The organism is Bacillus sp. MSP13 (assembly GCF_000815295.1).
Taxonomy (GTDB): Bacteria; Bacillota; Bacilli; order Bacillales; family Bacillaceae; genus Bacillus; species Bacillus vallismortis.
The window spans coordinates 60,516-76,959 of the sequence record NZ_JXAQ01000015.1 but is presented as its reverse complement, the minus strand read 5'-3'; the positions used below and the strand labels follow the sequence as shown (position 1 = coordinate 76,959).

Below are 16,444 nucleotides of genomic sequence, written 5' to 3'. Positions count from 1 at the left end.
ACCGTTAATACTGCGGTCTGCGTTCATTTCAAAACTCATGTCATTGTCACCTCCTTAAAATGATGATTTTTTGCTCCTAAAATTTATTAATTGACCTGTAATGTTGAATGAAAAAGTCTTGCATACTAGAAAAATAATCTTTGGCCAACATCAACATAAAAGCCAATACAATTAACCCAGAAATCATTAGCATATTTTTTGCAGACAAGATCCTCACCTCACAAGGCTAATAGTTGATCCCCTCTTGCTCACCAGTTGATCCGGCATATCCATGAAGAAGATTTTTAATTTTCCTCTAATCTCATATTCGATGGTTTCACCGTATGCCTTTTTAGATGTAGAGCTACTAACCACAGAATATCTGCCCCCATAATGTTTTTTCGAATAATCTTCTATACTTGCAGAGGCTTCTGCTGTCAACCCACCATGACTCTCAAGTTGCCCATCAACGTAGTTTTTAAAATCTGTTGTTTGAATACTTTGTGCACCAAAGATTACAAGAGCTAACAAGAAATAAACAATAAGCATAAATTGAACCTGGGAGGTAAATTCGCCAGCAGCATCTTCCATAGCCATTTTGAAATCACCCCTTTCATATGTTCATATTTTCAAATATTCATGTTGTTAGTAAATACATTAACGGCTACTCCTGCCATAAAACCAAACATCGGTAATACGTTTAGCATTGTGAGCTTAGTCGGGAACAGGTAAAAGCTCTTTTCTTTCATTTTCCGAATATCCCTAATTCCTCGCCTCATTTCGTTTCTTGCTCGCTCACTCAGTCCATCAATTACGGTCGAATCATATGAATGGTTTTTGAAATTGAACAAGGCCGTCATAAATGTTAATGACTCATCTGTGCCGCCTGCTGCTTCTTCTGCAAACTGAATAAATGGTCTCACTTCGTTTGGTTGCATCGTCATTTTAACGCTTAATCGGTGCAAATTATCTTTGAATTCTCCAGGTTCAAGACGATCCAGAACATTTTTAAAGGCTTCAAAAATAGAGTCATTTGGCCCTTTCAGGTATGTGACAACCAACCTTTGAAAAACAAACCATGAAAGTTGCTTTTCATAGAGTGAATCTTGAAATTCTTTTCTTTCCTTTCTATATTCATGCCTCCATGTGACAACAAAAAATAACAACGCCAGAAATGATAACCAAGGTGAAAGGATAATCGCTGGAAGAACTGCACCTAACATTGATATGATTGCATTCCTCAATCTTCGTTTTTGGAATGCAACAAACTCCTTTTCTCCAAACCCTGATTTCTCAACCATTTCGTATAAATCATGTTCGGCCACTAAGTGCCAAAAACCATGTTTTTTCATTGTGTTCACCTATTTCTTTTTTGATTTTCTCCAGCCTTTCATTTGTGTTACTTCATCATCAAGCATACGGTTCTGAAATGTATTGAAATGATAGGCTGCCAATCCAAGAAGAAGAAGGGAACTTGCCCATCCTATTGGATTATGAGCATAATAAAGTAAAAAGCCATTAAAACCCATAGCAAAGGTTAAAATGGCTATCACAGAGATATTATAAATACTTGTTATTTTATAGTGCTGTTTTGCTCTTTCTTTTGATTCCATTAAAATTGATGTTTCTTCCAATACTTCATTATGCCATGCCGCAAGTTCCTTTATTTTTTCTATATCATTTCTACCATGTGTGATTGCAGTAATTAACATGTCAATAAACAAGCCAAAAACAAAGTCATTTGAATATTTGTCACGCATTTCTTCAAATGCTTGCTTTTTTCCAGCTTCATTTGCTTTCATCAACCTTGCAATAAGTGTGTCTAAGTCTTTCTTGAATTCCCCATCGGAGATATCTTTATGAGCACACCATTTTAATGCTGTTATCACTGTCTCTTCTGGGTTTACAAGCAATTCAGTCATATTGTTAATAAATCTATTACGCTGAATCCTCGCATGTTGTGTATAAAATCTTTGAACACTATTTCTCATTAGAACTACATAACCATATGTAGAAGCTAGTATTCCTCCAAGAATGGCCAACCACCAATAATAAAACAAGGCCATAACAACCGAAAAGCCTAAAACAAAAGGTACGACAAGAGCCGTAAATATTTCCTTTTTGGCAAGTGGATCTCCATAGGCTTTTCTATATGCATTCATTTCGTCAATGGTCATGACCTTTTTTTGATATCCTAACACCCCCTATGCCTCCTTTGGCAATCCAGTATAATCAACTCTGAATTTCTTCAATTTTTTCAAGAACTCAGCAGGTAATGTTCCATGCTCAATAACAAACCCGTCACCATCATAATCTTGTCTAAAAATTGTTGAAGCACTATGGTCGCTGTTAAAAGCAACAACCTCATTCAAATAACGTATTTCCTTTCCATTTCCAACTGGGATTTTCTCAATATGAAAACCAAAGTCTACATATCTGTAGATATTGTCGAGAAACATTTTGTCGTCAACGTTGTAACCTTCTTTAGCCATTCCCAATAGTCTTTGCGGCTGTGCCCGTGCATCAACTGAGTGTAGAGTCGTTGCAATTTTGTGACCTGTTAATATCCCATTAACCATTTGGTACACTTCACGTCCAACAACCTCAGCAACCATAACCCACACAGGATGACTTCGTAATGCAGCATGTGATATCAATTTTTCTATACTGGTTACTTCATTGGCAACCCAATAGAAAATATCTCTTTCTGGGAAGGTTTCTTTTATATAAATGTCCTTGTTTGTTTCAATAAACGCTATACGTTCATTCTCTCTAATATAATTGATAAATAACTTTTGAAACTCTGTTTTTCCAGTTCCGGTTTCACCAGAAATCAATATGTTCGATCTTGTTTTGGCAGCTGCTTTTATAAAATCCAACATATGTAACGGAGCAAATGATGCAAAGTTTTCCTCGTTAAGTGCCATGCCCGGTCTCGACACCCTAATAGCAAATGTCGTGCCATCAACTGCCACACTATTATGGACAGCATTCAACCTCATGCGATCCTTACTTGTATTTAGGATGTTTCTCTTTGCTGTTAATTCCGTACCCGTGCTGGATGAAAATTTGGATACCGTTTTGATTGCTTCATCTTCTTCAAAGGGTAGAGAATACTTTTTAATATCGTTTCCCTGCACCCACAGTTGATTACCATCAAATCCAATATCAGTTACTCTCTCATCGGATTTTAATTGCTCAATCAACCCCATACCGACAAGCTCTCTAATGGCATAGTCCACCTTTTCAGGTGTATCTAACACATCAGAAAACAATTCTTTGACAACAATTTTAAGTGCTTCTTTTGAATCTTCTTTGATAAAAGCCTGATGAAAAAGTTCCGCATGATCTTCTGTCAGGATTTTATTAATTTGATCGAGTGTTTCTTTAGTAATCGGTTCTTTTAAAAGTATTGACATTTTAATCCTCCTTCAGCTATAGACTACTCATTCCTCAAAATCAGTTACAAACGTTATTTCATATGGAGAATCCTGATCATCTTTAATCTTTATTTTGATAGCCTTATAAAAACCTTCAGGCGTTTTAAGATAGTTAAAGGAATAGTTTTTGACTTTGAAATTTTGGTCTTTATTAAAAAGTGTCTTAAATTCTTTTTCGAATTCTGATTCCACAAAAGCGACTTTCTTTTCATCAACACGTATACTCTTATCAACGTTTTTGTTAATCGCAACCTGTGCAGCTTCTTTCATTTCTTTTGATAAGTCGTTATAGCGATAACTCTGCATCGTTTGATATACGCCATATGCAATTAAAATGAACCCTAAAACAATTAGGGTCATCCATTTCGGGAAGTGTCTCATTTAAAGCCCCTTTCCAACCACTAGTCAAATCACAAAAATTTATACAACAGCAGTCCAACAGTAAACATACCTGAGATTACACTGTAAAGAGTAAAAAGAGTTTTGTCTTTTTTGGTCTTGGCATATTTGATTCTAGTGACAAGAGCAGTAATAAACAGGATAGGGACAGCAATAATAAAGACCATAAAATATTGTGAAACTAAGCTAAACATTATAATTCCTCCTAAAGTAAAAAGAGCCTTAATTAAAAGGCTCTTTTTCATTTTCTTTAATATAATTTTTAATTAAAGGCTGTGTTTTAATAAATGGCTGCGTTTCATGAACCCCATAGTAATAGGATTCTAACGTAAAAGGTAATGTTACTTTTCTTTCTTCTATTAAGTATTTAATTGCTTCCTCCCAGGTAAGACACTCATAGTCTTCAGGTCTAAGCATCAGCTTCGATTCGTCTCTGCATACTCTAAATTGATATTTGTCTGTTTCTTCTTTGTTTATTGTCAAGGTTTCTCCTTTCATTATCAGCTTATCATCATAAAGATAACCTATATGAAAAGAGCCACTATTCCCTATTTTTTCTGCTTTCTTTTTTGTTACAGAAGATGAAACTAATATTTGCATTTCAAATCCGCCATCGTGCAACCCAATTGTAGTAAAATACTTGCCCACCAAATCCCCCCTTTATCAAATTTTCTTATGAACTTTTTCTTCAATCTCAAAAGCTTGATTAGAAGAAAAGAACCCGTTATTGCAGGTTCTGATTATTTTATCGTTAATTATTTGATCGTTTCTAAAATCAAAAGAGAAAAGAATCATTTTCACAATCGTATAAATTAAAGCCATTGAATACCACATGTTAAATATAACATCATATTCTGTGCCTGCTTGATCAAACAAATATGAAACATACGGAATAGGATAGTTTTCTTTATGCAATACAGCAAGTAATCCAAGCCCTATATACAATCGAATTAAATTCACTATCCAATTAACAACTGGTCTAGTATAGTTGAATATTGCATTTTTAAGGGAATACTTCTTATTGAAGTATTCCCTTTCTGTTTCCTTAATCTTTTGAAATTCTCTTCCTGCCTCAGTATAAAGATATTTAGGGTAAAACAATCTTTGATAAAGGTTTTTTCTGAGCAGCATTTCAGGTTTTTCAATCACCCCTGTTTCTTGTAATATCTTTTCACATTCTTTCCAAGCATAATTATTTCTTGCAAGATTGGTGATATAAGAATCAAAGAACAAAATCGACCTTTTGATAACCATGCTTTTTTGAGCAATTCTAAACAAAGCATAGCATCTTGCTAAACGGACAGCTTTAGTAAAATCTGACTCATCTGTGAATTTCGGCACAGTGATTGTTCCAAATAACTTCTTTTCGCATTCATAGAGGGCTAATTGAAACTGTTCACAAGGATGTTGAACTGAAGAAACAAACTTTTCTTCAACAATGACCCCTTCACTTTTGACATAGTTTAATACCTTTTCATAAGGAGTCATCAACCTCATCCCTTACTTTTGATATTTCTAACCCTTTTAAATCTGTTTCATCAAAAGGATATGCCATGTTTTTCCCCTGTTGATCCACAAGATCTTGAAGGTCATTATTATCAACCTGTGACTCTCTTTTCAGGTATGACGCTCGGCCACCACCAGATATACCTAAAACCAATTTGTTTTCTAGTGGCCGCCTTGTAAAATCAGGCCACCATATGTTTTTTGGAGCGAATTCTGAGAAAGGCTTATTCATATAATTAATCCTCCATTATTTCCGTACTGTATCCAAATAATCACGTATTAAGTATTTTTCATCTTTAAAGAAATGGATGTGTTCTATTTCATTGAATTTTCTCGTTTTGCTTTCTGCTAATTCCATAATGTTAAAGCAAGCTTCTAGCAACAATTCAGCTTTCCCAAATAATAATCTCATAAAATTCTCATCTTTTTCTTTAATAAACTCATGATAAATAAGATGATTAAGCTCTTCACTCAAATACATAATCATATCCATATGAAGAGCATTATTTTGTCTTTTTCGTGATAAAAGATAAATTAATGTTGTGAGTGTTGAATACAAAACGCCACTATTTATAGAAGTAACAACAAATGGATTCCCCCTGGCTCGCACAGCACTTTCTAAAGAATTAATTAACTCAATATCCATTAAATCCTTCTTTTTATTTATTGATCCAGTTAACATCTGACTGAGTCCATCCTTTCGGCAATCCTTCTGGGAATGGATTATCTGGACTTACAGGTTTAATGAGTATTGCATCATCAGAAACCGTCTCAGAATCCATATGAGCGATCATATGTGCAAAGACATTAAGACTGTTGTTAACCTCAAAGTTAACCTGATTTACACCAATAGGTTCATTCGATTGGACTTTTACTGTGTAGTCACCAATATTCCCCCATATCGGCAAATAAAATTTACGGTTACCGTCAACTAATTCATACTTGATCCTTTTGTCTTTCTTTTTCACCTGATCATCTGTAAATAAATGACCAGTACGTTTTTCAACATTCACATGCTGCAACTCATAAAGACTTTTGATTGAAACACTTTCACCATTTTTTGTTTTTGCTGATGATGTTTTTTCTAAACTTACAGTAGCCACTTTTTTCTTTGTAGGATATTGAATATAACTACTGTCTACGATTGTTGTAGGAACAAGCATGTCTACTCCAAAATCACCCGCCCATGTACCGATGTCGTTTGAATAACTGAAGTTAACAGGCATATCAAATCCATATCCTGTCCTCATCTTAGACAGTGATTTCAAAGGGATATTAAGGGATTCATAGAAGAGCTTCATGTTCTTCCCTACTTCCCTTTCTGTCATCACAACCCCTTTGTAAGAGAGATTGTTTTCTTTATCAGAACTTACTTTAATCGTTTTTTCAGAAGCAGTATATCCATCTGTACTTAAAGAAGCTTTTTTGGAATCAACATCTAATGCATACTTGCTATAACCTTCTAATTTCACTGTGTACGTTTTTTTCTTATTTACAACTAGATCAGCAGCAGGAATCTTCATTTCGGATTTTGTTGGTAAGCTTTTCGCAGTGTACTCTTTACTTACGACTACCTTCTTACCGTCATAGATTGAGACCTTAATTTTTTCCTTGCTCATGTCGTTTACGTCATCAGGGTAAACATTAACCCTATCGAGATAAAGTTTAACCGGCAGACCCTCGACTGATTTTTGCGTGTAAATCTGGATTTTTTTCAGATTAGCCTTTATCAAGGGAACATCATAATAAAAGGTTAATGTAATGTTTTTGCTGCCTATTTCCCCTTTTAAGACTTTATTAGATGTTGGTCTATACGTGTAATCGCCTTTTTTTAGATCATTTCTGGGTTTGTAACTATATTTGTCACCTCTCACATAGAGATCTGATTCCGTTTTTATAACACGATTGTCTCTTGCATCAACATGCTTAATCGTTACTTTACGTTGCAGGTTATAATGAAATTTCACAGTTACATCTTTATTTCCTACAGTACCTTTTTTGCTTTTTTTATCTACAGGAATATATTTGTTTCCACCTTGTTCAATGCTGTTTTTAGGTTTAAAGGAATAATCAGCCCCAATATTTCTGGTGTAATGTTCTTCCTCTAATACTTTCTTTGTATACTTGTCAATGTGCTGCACGTTAATCTTCTTCTGTCGAACCTCAAATTTAATATTTAGATCCGTCACCGGCTCAGGGTCGGTTAATAAACCAGATCCTAATCTTTGATAAGAAGAACTATATGCAGTAAATAGTAATGATTGATATTTCCCTAGAGATGGCTTTACATTATGAAATTTAACATCATTTCCATAATCCAGTGGTGCAGTCAAATAAAAACTTTGTCCACCTTTGATAGTTACGTTTTTCCCTGAATACTCCTTACCGCCTGTATGCAGTGTTACTTTATCTGGGACGTTCAACTTTATTGAATTCTTAGAATCTGCTTTAAAAACAATTGTCTCAGACTTTTGAACATTACCTGATACCTTGCTTGTAACGTTTGTTTTATTAAACTCAATGCTTGTCGATGGGGCATCCTTAGCTTCAGCATGTTTCATCAATTTCTTATAGCCTGGAATGCTATCTCTTCCTGATGAATGATTCCCATTCATTACAGTATCCAATGCAATACTCGTAGCAACTAAAGCCGTATCCCCATTCCCTACTTCATTGCCTGGGCCTCCATATCCGTAGTAGAGAATCGCTCTAATTTTTTCGTTTTTATAAGCGTTACCACCACCGTAAGAAGCTCCAGTAGGAGGCGTTTCTTTAACATGGTCAACGCAAAAAGCTATCTCACCATTAACTTTAAACTTACCAACAATGTAATCTCCATATCTCACCTTTCCTAAGTATTCTACTTTTGGACTTGCAGCATCTACGTTTCCTGTAAAAATGATGCCACTCAAAATAATAGAGACAAGACACAAAAAACTAAATGCGATCCTTTTGGTCATTAAGCCATTCATTTTAAACATTTACTCTCCTTTTGCTAATCAGGGCAATAAAAAAAGGTTATTCGTAATGAATAACCTTTTGCTCTGTTAGATAATCACTTCCATGAATCCCATGTGTTTCCGCCTTTATCAATTTCTCCTGATCCAGTATTGCTCCAATCCTTATTTTCAAGGTCTTTTCCAACTTGATCCCAATCAGTCCCTCCAGACGATTTATTAGATGATCCTGAAGATGACTTACCTGTAGAACCTGAAGACGATTTATTAGATGATCCAGAGGATGACTTCGCTGATGAGCTTCCAGATGACTTATGCGTTGATCCTGAAGATGACTTTGCTGTAGAGCCTCCAGAAGACTTATATGTTGATCCAGAGGATGACTTCGCTGACGCACTTCCAGATGACTTATGCGTTGATCCTGAAGATGATTTCGCTGATGGTGTGGAAGCAGACGGCTGTTGTGTGGTATTGTTTCTTGATGTATTTGTATTGTTTTTGTATGAACTGTTGCTGTTATTGTTTCTTGTTTCATTTTGTGTAGATGACTTGGTTGTAGCATTTGAAGAACTTTCATTTTTTTGTGCATTGGATGTTTCTGAATGATTCGCACGTTTACTTGATGATTTTGCTGCATCAATTTTTTTGTCTATTTCTCCAAGCTCCTTATTCAATTCGTCCTTGATGGTTTTATTTTTGATTTGCTTAACCAGTTTGGCAGCCTTATTATACTCTGACCTAGCCAACGACTTTTTGGACGATTTGATTTCCGCACGTGCATCATCAATGATCTTTAATTGCTTTTCAGCCTGGCTTAAGATTTTTGCTTGATCCTCGGAGAATTCTTTATTGAATTTTTCAATCTCGGACAAATTTTTCTTAGCTGTTTTTATTTTTGATGAGGTAACACCATTTTTAATTACGTCATTGGAAATAATGCCGGATAGCTCTTTTTTAAAGTTGAACATTTTCTCTGCCTGTTCGACTTCTTTTTCTAAAGAATTCTTAAGTTTACCACTAACCAATTCAACCTTAGATTTAGCTTGATCAATATTTTCTTGTGTAGGTGAATCATTTAACTTCCTCACTGCTGCCTTTGCATTCTCTATCGCTAGAGACTCTTTTTGTTCTACTAGTGCTGCTTCTTTGGCTTCGACATGTTTATTGTATGCGTAGACCCCAGTAACACTTCCAACCGAGATTACAGCCACTGCAATGCTGCTGATCAGGAATTTCTTTTTCACCGTAAAGCCCCCTTTTTATTATTATCGTTAATATTACATAAAAGTTAAATACTTCAAAGGATAAGTTTATACATCATCATGTATACAATTAATAATCAATTAAAGGCTGCAATTACTCAATGCAGCCTTCATCTATTCATAATTCGCGTTTTTGCAAATTAGCTTTCGATTTTTAGAAATACCACAACAAAAGAACAGGTATTATTAAACCTAATCTTTTTTTCATTCATAGGTTGGTTTTTGGCTCTTACCAACAACCTTACGATTAACAAATGTAATTTGTCTAATCGTTGTCTATCAGCGATCACAAGTGGATTTTAAGCTTCTCCCCACTAACTAGTTAACCGTATAGTTGACTCGAATAGTGATCTTTCATCGAGAACCACGCATATTTAATTTTCAAGGAACGTTTGTGCATATTACATATCAATTGCACACATCATAATACATATAACTTATCCATTCATAATCAACTGGCAACTTTCGCCTTTGCCATGTATAATTCGCTATTTTTATTTTTTCGTTTAGCGATAATGGCTCCTTTAATCGTTCTAACTGTTCTAATTTCATAATAGATTTCTTCAATTCTTCGGTATTGATTAGTTTCAACGTTTTGAACAATCAAACCTGGTCTAAGTATGTAGATATCTTTGTTGAATGTACGAATTGTTACTCTATTTGCGAAATCTAAAAATTGAAATCTGACCATCTTCTTTACACTGCTCATTTTTAATCACCACCGTCTTTTAAAGGATCAGTAAGTTCCTCTACTTTGATTCCTAATGCTACGGCAATTCTCATGATATTTTTATGAAGTGAGTGTTGTCGATTGCCGTTTTCAATTGCAGAAATAGTTGCTTGTGATACGCCAGATTCTTCTGCAAGCCTATATTGGCTCCAACCCTTTTCATTTCTCTTTTTCCTCAAAGTGTTTATGTTATTCACCTCCCTAAAATCATTTTATTCGTTAACGAATAAAATATCAACACTTTTATATTCGCAAATGAATATTTTTTAATCAGCAAATTCTTTTCTTATTTTCTGCTATGATGAAAGTAAAATAAATTCCTCAGCATTGGTGCGTGAAACACATGAATGATTTTAAAAAAGAACTTGGAGAAAAGATATATAAGTATCGTAAAGCAATAAACATGTCAACAACTGAATTAGCTCATCTTTCAGGAACTGCCCAGAGTACAATTAGTAAAATTGAGAACGGCAATTCCTCACCAACCATAGAGACATTGATAAAAATATGTGAAGCATTGAGGGTTCCCCTATATGATGTATTGCCAGAAAACGTTGTTTCAGATGAGACAAACACACCTTATAAAAAACAACTACTCAATGTTTTAAATCAAATGTCTGAATGCGAAATAGAGCTAGTTCAATCTTTTCTTACAGCAAATATCCTTCCTCTATTAAAGAATATCACCCCTCTTGCAGAAGCTCTTGCTCAATTAAATGATGAAGACCGTGAGCTTTTAAAGAAATTGTTTAATTCGTTAACGAATAATACTGTACAAGAATCTCCAAATAAAAGGGAGGGGTAAATTTATACCCCTCCCTTTTAAACCTTGATATTATTTGATTTTTTCCTTTATTGTTTTAAGCTGCTTTTTAATCGTTTCAACTGATTTGAACAATTTTCCAGCAATTTGTGCTCTACTTAGTCCTTTTTCCTTCAACTTGAAAACTTCACGTTCCGCAGGTGTTAATACACTTGCCTTTCTTTCTAATCTAAGCTCATTGATTAGTAAACTCGAAACGTCTGCATTAAAGCTGACTTTATCTGTATATGCTTCTCTAATCGCTTCTGGAATATCTCTGTAAGAGGTTTTGTTTATATAATTTGTTGCTCCTTTATCGAACGATTCTAGGATAATTGCTGGTTCGTCCCAGGAAGTCAACATGATAATCTTTTCAAAACCTTTCTCATTTAATTCCCTAGACAAATGAAGACCACCTAGCTCTTCATCTTCAGATAAAGTTAGATCCATTAATACAACATCGACTTCTGAAGAATCAATTTGAAGAGCTTCTTCTTTAGTAAATGCTTGACTAACAACTATGATATCGGCCTCTTTTTGAACCAAGTCAGATATACATTTCATCCAGACCGAATCGTCCTCAACGATCATCACTCTAATTATATCCATAACATTCCCCTGACAAATTATTCTCAACTTCTTGGATTGGTGTAATATTAAGAACTCTGTTTTTTGGCAATGACAATGTTATTGTTGTTCCATGACCTAATTGACTTTTTACTGTTATATCACCTTTATGTTTTGTCATAACGTTATAACAGTATGTTAATCCAAGTCCAAAATTCCCAACCTTTTTTTTCGTTGAAAAGAAGGGATCTAATATCTTTGAAAGCTTATCTTTTTCAATACCTTTTCCGTTGTCTGTAAAATCTATATGAATGTTTTTACGGGTTTCATAGAGTCTAATCTTCAGTGTTTTGTTGTCTCCCATAGCCTCCATAGCGTTTTTCATTATGTTTAATGCTGTTTCTTGTAAATGAACAAAATCGCCATAAACCTGAGCATCAACTTCATATTTTTTTATTAAATTGACTTCTGAAATATGAGGTTGAAGTAACTCAATGCTTGATTTAATTAAATCACTCATTCGAAATTCAGATTCCTTCAACTCCATAATATCCAATTTTTTTTGAATACGACTTGAAAGCTCAAACAAATGGTTTGCAGACTTTAAAATCAAATCAACGGCATCATCATTGTTTTCTTTATTGGATGTTTCTTTCAATTGATTCGCCAACAAATCAATTTTAGCCACTTCATTTTTTATTGAGTGGTTTAACAAGGCTGTACCTGATGTTACAGCTTTCATTGTTAAGTCACGTCTTTGCTTTTCAAATTTTATTTGAACGCCTAAAAAGCCATATTTAATGATGAAGTAGGTGAACAGCAAAAATGCTACAGCTATAACCCACGGATTGAGCATCCAAACTCCGAAAAACCCAAAAGCCTCTAAAATAATATTTGTGAACACTGCAAAAGTAAGGGTTGGCACGACTACTAAGCAAGTAAATATTTTTTGTTTTTTAGACGTCTTATTCGTTTCCGAATATGCAGAGTAAACCATCAAAGCTAATGATATGAAAACATAAGGAACAACCCAAAGTGATAATATTACATGCTGCGTCTCCCATTTAGGATAATCCGTGAAAAAAACCTGCATGATGATAACAGGGATGAATAACAACAGCTTCCAAAGAAGTTTTTGACCTGGCTTTAATGTGTCTGAAAATACTAAGCCGAAAATTAAAATGGCATATGCAGTCCCATAATGTCCTATTGACGAAGACAGATAATGCAAAAATTGAATCCATTTAGAAGCATGATCCAATACATATGATAATAAGACACTTAATCCTCCAAAACCCCCACCAATGCCAATGAAACTTCCCCATCTGGTTTTTTCATTTTCTGGGTATGTGAGCAAAAGAATGGCACTCATTATCCAAAGTAACGCAGTAAGTATAACCATCTTAATCTTACCTTATTATTTTATTTTGAATGAAGGAAAGCGTATCATTTGCCAGCTTTTTGCGACAAAGAACAATACCGGAATGACCACAATTGTAGACATATCTAGTGGGCTTCTCCCAACTTTCCCATAAATAATCGGCATCTTTTAAGTCTATATATTGATCATGTTTAGCAGAAATCAGCAGTATGTTATCTTTATTAACTTTCGGCAAGGCTTGACTAGGATCTGTGATATTCCAATATTTTATTAACTCTTCATAGGTCACACCATTTTGTTCTAATTCTTCTCTTATGAATTTACCTGGGATCGTGTTCCATATTGAATAAGAAAGGCGATTTGCATAAAAGATTGATACCACTACATCAATTTTCGATTCTAGGGTAGCAATTAGATTAGTAACCCATCCCCCAAGGCTTACTCCGACTATGATAACAGGCCCTTTTTTATTAGCTTTTATCCATTGAATTAAAGCTCTCAAATCTACAATAGCCTGTCTTGTCGACTCAATTGTACGATCAATATTTGCACTAATCATCAATTCGCCACTATACAGTGAATTTTCCGGTTCTCTTTCAAAATGGTATGGAAGAGAATAATAATACATATTCCAGCCTAAATCGTTCATTATACGTTTATGAAATATTTTTTTGATTCTATCGAACGAATCCATGCGCCAGCCGTGTACAAAGATGACATTAGGTTGATCTATATCATTTTCATTTAATAAAACCTCCCCTTTTAAGGTGTCATTGACAGGATTCCCAGATTGAATTAAAGATTCATAGCTAAATGTTCCAACCTTATAATTCTTTTTTGATTCATGTAAATCAATTGAAACATCAGCTATATTTGCACTGTAAAATTCTTCTCTATCACCTATATCGGCAGTACAAGATGAAAAATGTTTATCTTTACTTCTTTTTTTGTGTAAATCATATAACGCCAAACGATCTATAATTTCTGAGTAATGCACTTTAACATCCTCCTTGGTTAATAAAAAATATTATGCTTCTCTTTATTGTGTTTTTATTCTTAGCTCCTTTGGCATTTTAAGCCGGACACAACATGTCTCCACTATGATTGGTTAAATTTTATCACTATAAGAATAAGTTAACAAACTTAGAAAAATCTCTTTGGAATTTTATTTTCAGGTTTAAAATGAATAGATTAAGGAATACTGAATAAGAGAGGTCATTTTCATATAAAAGACAATATAGGATAAAGAACAATTAATAATAAAGAATACAATAAAAATAAAAAAACAAATAATTATAAGGAAAGAATAAATAAACGCTGTAAACCATATATATCAAGGGGTACAGCGTTTTTAGTTATGTTTTGATTTACAGTATCAACATGTCCACATAACCTAATTTACTGATTTCACTATACACATATTTAAAAATACAGTTTTCAGTAATTCACATAGATCTAAATACAATTTTTATAAAATAGATATCTTGAAATACAGTTTGAATTCTAGAGTAATAGGGATGATTATAAGTTTTTAAGTCGAAATTTGTTCTGAAATATTGAAAAATGTGCAAATTGAAGCAAAAAAAATGTGACATTAATATATGAGGGCACGACAAAAAGCCCTTTCACGTTTTAAATTTTTGAAAAGGCTTATAGAGCTGATATTTTATTTTTTTAATCCGAATTAATATGACTGTTTTATCAAGAATGGAGGAGTCTCACCATACATTTTTTGATATTCATGAATTATGTCAATACGGTCTTCAATGTTGAGAAATGACTTTTGGAAGTCATTAAAGGCATTTGTAAAACTTTTATTTACATACGCACCAATAGATTTAATTGACTCTAATTCTCCAGTATTATGTAGTGCTTCAAGTTTGTCTGCAACTTTAGAAATTGTGTAATTCAACATTTTTCGCCCTTTGTCTACTACCTTAAGATGAGTAGACATGTTCACCATACGACTAATGGATCTTTCAATATCTTTAAGGTCACGCCATTTAACAGGTATTCTAGCATTATTAATACGAGCAGCCATTTCTTTTCTTGCACTTGCAAACGTTTTACGTTCACTATTCCCGTCATTTTGTTTAAAACACACTCCGTTTAAGCTGAATGTGAATTTTTCAATGCAGACCTGGACAAAAGTTCTCTTTCTTTCTTTGCGATTCTGAGAAGGAGACTTTACTTTTTCCTCAACCGGTTCAAATTTAAATACATTACGAATAATGGACAAAAAGCTTCTAACACGTTTCGCAGTCGTATTTAGAGCTTTTTTCAAAAAAGACATAGTTCTTTCGCCTTTTACCTTCTGAATATCATCCGTATATCTACGGTTAGTGCCTAGCTGCACAGTAAAGTATTGAGAAAGTTCAAGTAAAAGAATAGGCCCTTTATGAAAACGATGTTTAATAAGCGAACCAAAGATTTTTTCTTCGAATAATGCAAAAGGAATACGAAAATAACTTGATTTTTCATCGATTAAAGGGTTGTTTATTTGCTGATTATATTTAGCATAGTCAACGATTTCATAATGCGTACCCTTTGTTGTATACACTTCAGCTATGTAATTTCTCTCTAGTAAACTATCGAATGCTTTTTTAACAGTCTCATATGTTAAGTCATGTTCAGTTGAAAGGTTTGAAATGCATAGTTGTTTTCTCTCACTAACAGACGGATCTGTGGTTAAGGATCTGATCTGTCCCATTTCATCCGTATATAAGTGGAGAATCATAAAAACACAGATTTCAGAGGTGGTAATGGGATTGTCTGTCACCATAGAGTCGAGACGGATTTTATCTAGATGTTGTTTAAAGAATCTAACTCCATCGATAGCGAACTTTTGGGGATCGGATGCAATTTGTAATACTGTCATTTTCTGTCGCTCCTTTTTCTCAACAAAAAAAGACGAGTCCCTTATCTTGCAAGGAAAACATCGTCTTTTAGCAGCTGAAAAAAAGCAGCACAAAATAGACATTTTAACAGTATTTCTCTTTGACTTTTTCCCTTTAATCTTGTAAGATATATATATAGGAAAAAAGACAAAAAAGACTTCTGTCAGTGTTTTCCCTAGGCTGTTTAGGGGGAACCGTCTAAGAGTGTTGGTGGCACTACTTAGATGGCAGGGTCTTTTTTTTGTCGTTCAGTTATTTTGTTAGTACGAGTATACCAATATTTTCTCCCCACTGCAATAGAGAGCCGGGGAACCAAGGTTTGGTCGAATAGTGGCCAAGCCTTTTTGTAATGATATTGTCATTACAGAATAATGATAACATCATTATATTATCATTACAACATCATTATAAAATGGTTAAGATATCAAGAATAAGAGTTGATTAGTAGTTATCATTATGTTATCATTATATTATAATGATAACGTCATTACATTGTGATGATAGTGACCTTTCCGTAAAACACA

19 protein-coding genes and 1 pseudogene are annotated in these 16,444 nt (G+C 34.1%); 1 reads left to right on the top strand and 19 read right to left on the bottom strand.

What is annotated here, in order from left to right; translation table 11 throughout:
- Nucleotides 1-213: 213 nt before the first annotated feature.
- The 14 genes from SC79_RS18640 to SC79_RS18575 form a co-directional block, all read right to left on the bottom strand.
- Nucleotides 214-576, bottom strand: coding sequence for a hypothetical protein (locus tag SC79_RS18640; protein ID WP_039076359.1), 363 nt, complete (start codon nucleotides 574-576; stop codon nucleotides 214-216).
- 32 nt (nucleotides 577-608) lie between these two features.
- A complete protein-coding gene (locus SC79_RS18635; protein ID WP_039076358.1) occupies nucleotides 609-1,331 on the bottom strand; it encodes a hypothetical protein in 723 nt (240 codons plus the stop codon).
- A 9-nt stretch (nucleotides 1,332-1,340) separates the two neighbouring features.
- Nucleotides 1,341-2,180, bottom strand: a complete 840-nt coding sequence (locus SC79_RS18630; RefSeq protein WP_039076357.1) for a hypothetical protein — start codon at nucleotides 2,178-2,180, stop codon at nucleotides 1,341-1,343.
- 3 nt (nucleotides 2,181-2,183) lie between these two features.
- Nucleotides 2,184-3,398, bottom strand: coding sequence for an ATPase, T2SS/T4P/T4SS family (locus SC79_RS18625; RefSeq protein ID WP_039076356.1), 1,215 nt, complete (start codon nucleotides 3,396-3,398; stop codon nucleotides 2,184-2,186).
- A gap of 27 nt (nucleotides 3,399-3,425) precedes the next feature.
- The gene (locus SC79_RS18620; RefSeq protein WP_039076355.1) at nucleotides 3,426-3,800 is read right to left on the bottom strand and encodes a hypothetical protein; all 375 of its coding nucleotides are present in this window, start codon (nucleotides 3,798-3,800) and stop codon (nucleotides 3,426-3,428) included.
- A 29-nt stretch (nucleotides 3,801-3,829) separates the two neighbouring features.
- Nucleotides 3,830-4,012 carry a hypothetical protein gene (locus tag SC79_RS18615; RefSeq protein ID WP_039076354.1) on the bottom strand — a complete coding sequence of 61 codons (183 nt, stop codon included), beginning with the start codon at nucleotides 4,010-4,012 and terminating at the stop codon, nucleotides 3,830-3,832.
- A 28-nt stretch (nucleotides 4,013-4,040) separates the two neighbouring features.
- Nucleotides 4,041-4,466 carry a hypothetical protein gene (locus SC79_RS18610; protein ID WP_039076353.1) on the bottom strand — a complete coding sequence of 142 codons (426 nt, stop codon included), beginning with the start codon at nucleotides 4,464-4,466 and terminating at the stop codon, nucleotides 4,041-4,043.
- Between the two features lie 15 nt (nucleotides 4,467-4,481).
- Nucleotides 4,482-5,306 carry a hypothetical protein gene (locus tag SC79_RS21470; RefSeq protein ID WP_039076352.1) on the bottom strand — a complete coding sequence of 275 codons (825 nt, stop codon included), beginning with the start codon at nucleotides 5,304-5,306 and terminating at the stop codon, nucleotides 4,482-4,484.
- Nucleotides 5,293-5,556, bottom strand: a complete 264-nt coding sequence (locus SC79_RS18600) for a hypothetical protein (protein ID WP_039076351.1) — start codon at nucleotides 5,554-5,556, stop codon at nucleotides 5,293-5,295. The genes SC79_RS21470 and SC79_RS18600 overlap by 14 nt, the downstream gene beginning before the upstream one ends.
- A gap of 15 nt (nucleotides 5,557-5,571) precedes the next feature.
- Nucleotides 5,572-5,970, bottom strand: coding sequence for a hypothetical protein (locus tag SC79_RS18595; protein ID WP_039076350.1), 399 nt, complete (start codon nucleotides 5,968-5,970; stop codon nucleotides 5,572-5,574).
- A gap of 13 nt (nucleotides 5,971-5,983) precedes the next feature.
- Nucleotides 5,984-8,305, bottom strand: coding sequence for a thioester domain-containing protein (locus SC79_RS20280; RefSeq protein ID WP_052245642.1), 2,322 nt, complete (start codon nucleotides 8,303-8,305; stop codon nucleotides 5,984-5,986).
- A 74-nt stretch (nucleotides 8,306-8,379) separates the two neighbouring features.
- On the bottom strand, nucleotides 8,380-9,525 hold the full coding sequence (locus tag SC79_RS18585; protein ID WP_039076349.1) for a hypothetical protein: 1,146 nt from the start codon (nucleotides 9,523-9,525) through the stop codon (nucleotides 8,380-8,382).
- A gap of 469 nt (nucleotides 9,526-9,994) precedes the next feature.
- Entirely contained in the window at nucleotides 9,995-10,252 is a 258-nt protein-coding gene (locus SC79_RS18580) for a hypothetical protein (RefSeq protein ID WP_039076348.1), read from the bottom strand.
- Nucleotides 10,253-10,254: 2 nt separating this feature from the next.
- The gene (locus tag SC79_RS18575) at nucleotides 10,255-10,470 is read right to left on the bottom strand and encodes a helix-turn-helix domain-containing protein (RefSeq protein WP_231559216.1); all 216 of its coding nucleotides are present in this window, start codon (nucleotides 10,468-10,470) and stop codon (nucleotides 10,255-10,257) included.
- 146 nt (nucleotides 10,471-10,616) lie between these two features.
- On the opposite strand from SC79_RS18575, the gene SC79_RS20275 reads away from it, so the two are divergent.
- Nucleotides 10,617-11,078 (top strand): helix-turn-helix domain-containing protein, encoded by a 462-nt coding sequence (locus tag SC79_RS20275; RefSeq protein WP_052245641.1) that lies wholly within the window; start codon nucleotides 10,617-10,619, stop codon nucleotides 11,076-11,078.
- A 30-nt stretch (nucleotides 11,079-11,108) separates the two neighbouring features.
- On the opposite strand, the gene SC79_RS18565 is transcribed toward SC79_RS20275, so the two are convergent.
- From SC79_RS18565 to SC79_RS20270, 5 genes and pseudogenes are all read right to left on the bottom strand, one after another.
- Nucleotides 11,109-11,684: a response regulator transcription factor gene (locus tag SC79_RS18565; RefSeq protein WP_039076347.1), complete on the bottom strand. Its 576-nt coding sequence runs from the start codon at nucleotides 11,682-11,684 to the stop codon at nucleotides 11,109-11,111.
- Nucleotides 11,671-13,044 (bottom strand): sensor histidine kinase, encoded by a 1,374-nt coding sequence (locus tag SC79_RS18560; RefSeq protein WP_039076346.1) that lies wholly within the window; start codon nucleotides 13,042-13,044, stop codon nucleotides 11,671-11,673. The genes SC79_RS18565 and SC79_RS18560 overlap by 14 nt, the downstream gene beginning before the upstream one ends.
- A 7-nt stretch (nucleotides 13,045-13,051) precedes the next feature.
- Nucleotides 13,052-13,717, bottom strand: a complete 666-nt coding sequence (locus SC79_RS21465) for an alpha/beta hydrolase (RefSeq protein WP_269423652.1) — start codon at nucleotides 13,715-13,717, stop codon at nucleotides 13,052-13,054.
- A 144-nt stretch (nucleotides 13,718-13,861) separates the two neighbouring features.
- Nucleotides 13,862-14,041 (bottom strand): annotated as a pseudogene (locus tag SC79_RS21460) (abhydrolase domain-containing 18); the annotation flags it as partial.
- Between the two features lie 666 nt (nucleotides 14,042-14,707).
- Nucleotides 14,708-15,901: a hypothetical protein gene (locus SC79_RS20270; RefSeq protein ID WP_052245640.1), complete on the bottom strand. Its 1,194-nt coding sequence runs from the start codon at nucleotides 15,899-15,901 to the stop codon at nucleotides 14,708-14,710.
- Nucleotides 15,902-16,444 lie beyond the last annotated feature (543 nt).

Coding starts and splice junctions, on each gene's coding strand:
- SC79_RS21465 (WP_269423652.1), bottom strand. CDS start 13,717: ATGGATTCGTTCGATAGAATCAAAAAAATATTTCATAAACGTATAATG.
- SC79_RS21470 (WP_039076352.1), bottom strand. CDS start 5,306: ATGACTCCTTATGAAAAGGTATTAAACTATGTCAAAAGTGAAGGGGTC.
- SC79_RS18560 (WP_039076346.1), bottom strand. CDS start 13,044: ATGGTTATACTTACTGCGTTACTTTGGATAATGAGTGCCATTCTTTTG.
- SC79_RS20280 (WP_052245642.1), bottom strand. CDS start 8,305: ATGTTTAAAATGAATGGCTTAATGACCAAAAGGATCGCATTTAGTTTT.
- SC79_RS18600 (WP_039076351.1), bottom strand. CDS start 5,556: ATGAATAAGCCTTTCTCAGAATTCGCTCCAAAAAACATATGGTGGCCT.
- SC79_RS20275 (WP_052245641.1), top strand. CDS start 10,617: ATGAATGATTTTAAAAAAGAACTTGGAGAAAAGATATATAAGTATCGT.
- SC79_RS18565 (WP_039076347.1), bottom strand. CDS start 11,684: ATGGATATAATTAGAGTGATGATCGTTGAGGACGATTCGGTCTGGATG.
- SC79_RS18595 (WP_039076350.1), bottom strand. CDS start 5,970: ATGGATATTGAGTTAATTAATTCTTTAGAAAGTGCTGTGCGAGCCAGG.
- SC79_RS18615 (WP_039076354.1), bottom strand. CDS start 4,012: ATGTTTAGCTTAGTTTCACAATATTTTATGGTCTTTATTATTGCTGTC.
- SC79_RS18620 (WP_039076355.1), bottom strand. CDS start 3,800: ATGAGACACTTCCCGAAATGGATGACCCTAATTGTTTTAGGGTTCATT.
- SC79_RS18580 (WP_039076348.1), bottom strand. CDS start 10,252: ATGAGCAGTGTAAAGAAGATGGTCAGATTTCAATTTTTAGATTTCGCA.
- SC79_RS18640 (WP_039076359.1), bottom strand. CDS start 576: ATGGCTATGGAAGATGCTGCTGGCGAATTTACCTCCCAGGTTCAATTT.
- SC79_RS20270 (WP_052245640.1), bottom strand. CDS start 15,901: ATGACAGTATTACAAATTGCATCCGATCCCCAAAAGTTCGCTATCGAT.
- SC79_RS18625 (WP_039076356.1), bottom strand. CDS start 3,398: ATGTCAATACTTTTAAAAGAACCGATTACTAAAGAAACACTCGATCAA.
- SC79_RS18635 (WP_039076358.1), bottom strand. CDS start 1,331: ATGAAAAAACATGGTTTTTGGCACTTAGTGGCCGAACATGATTTATAC.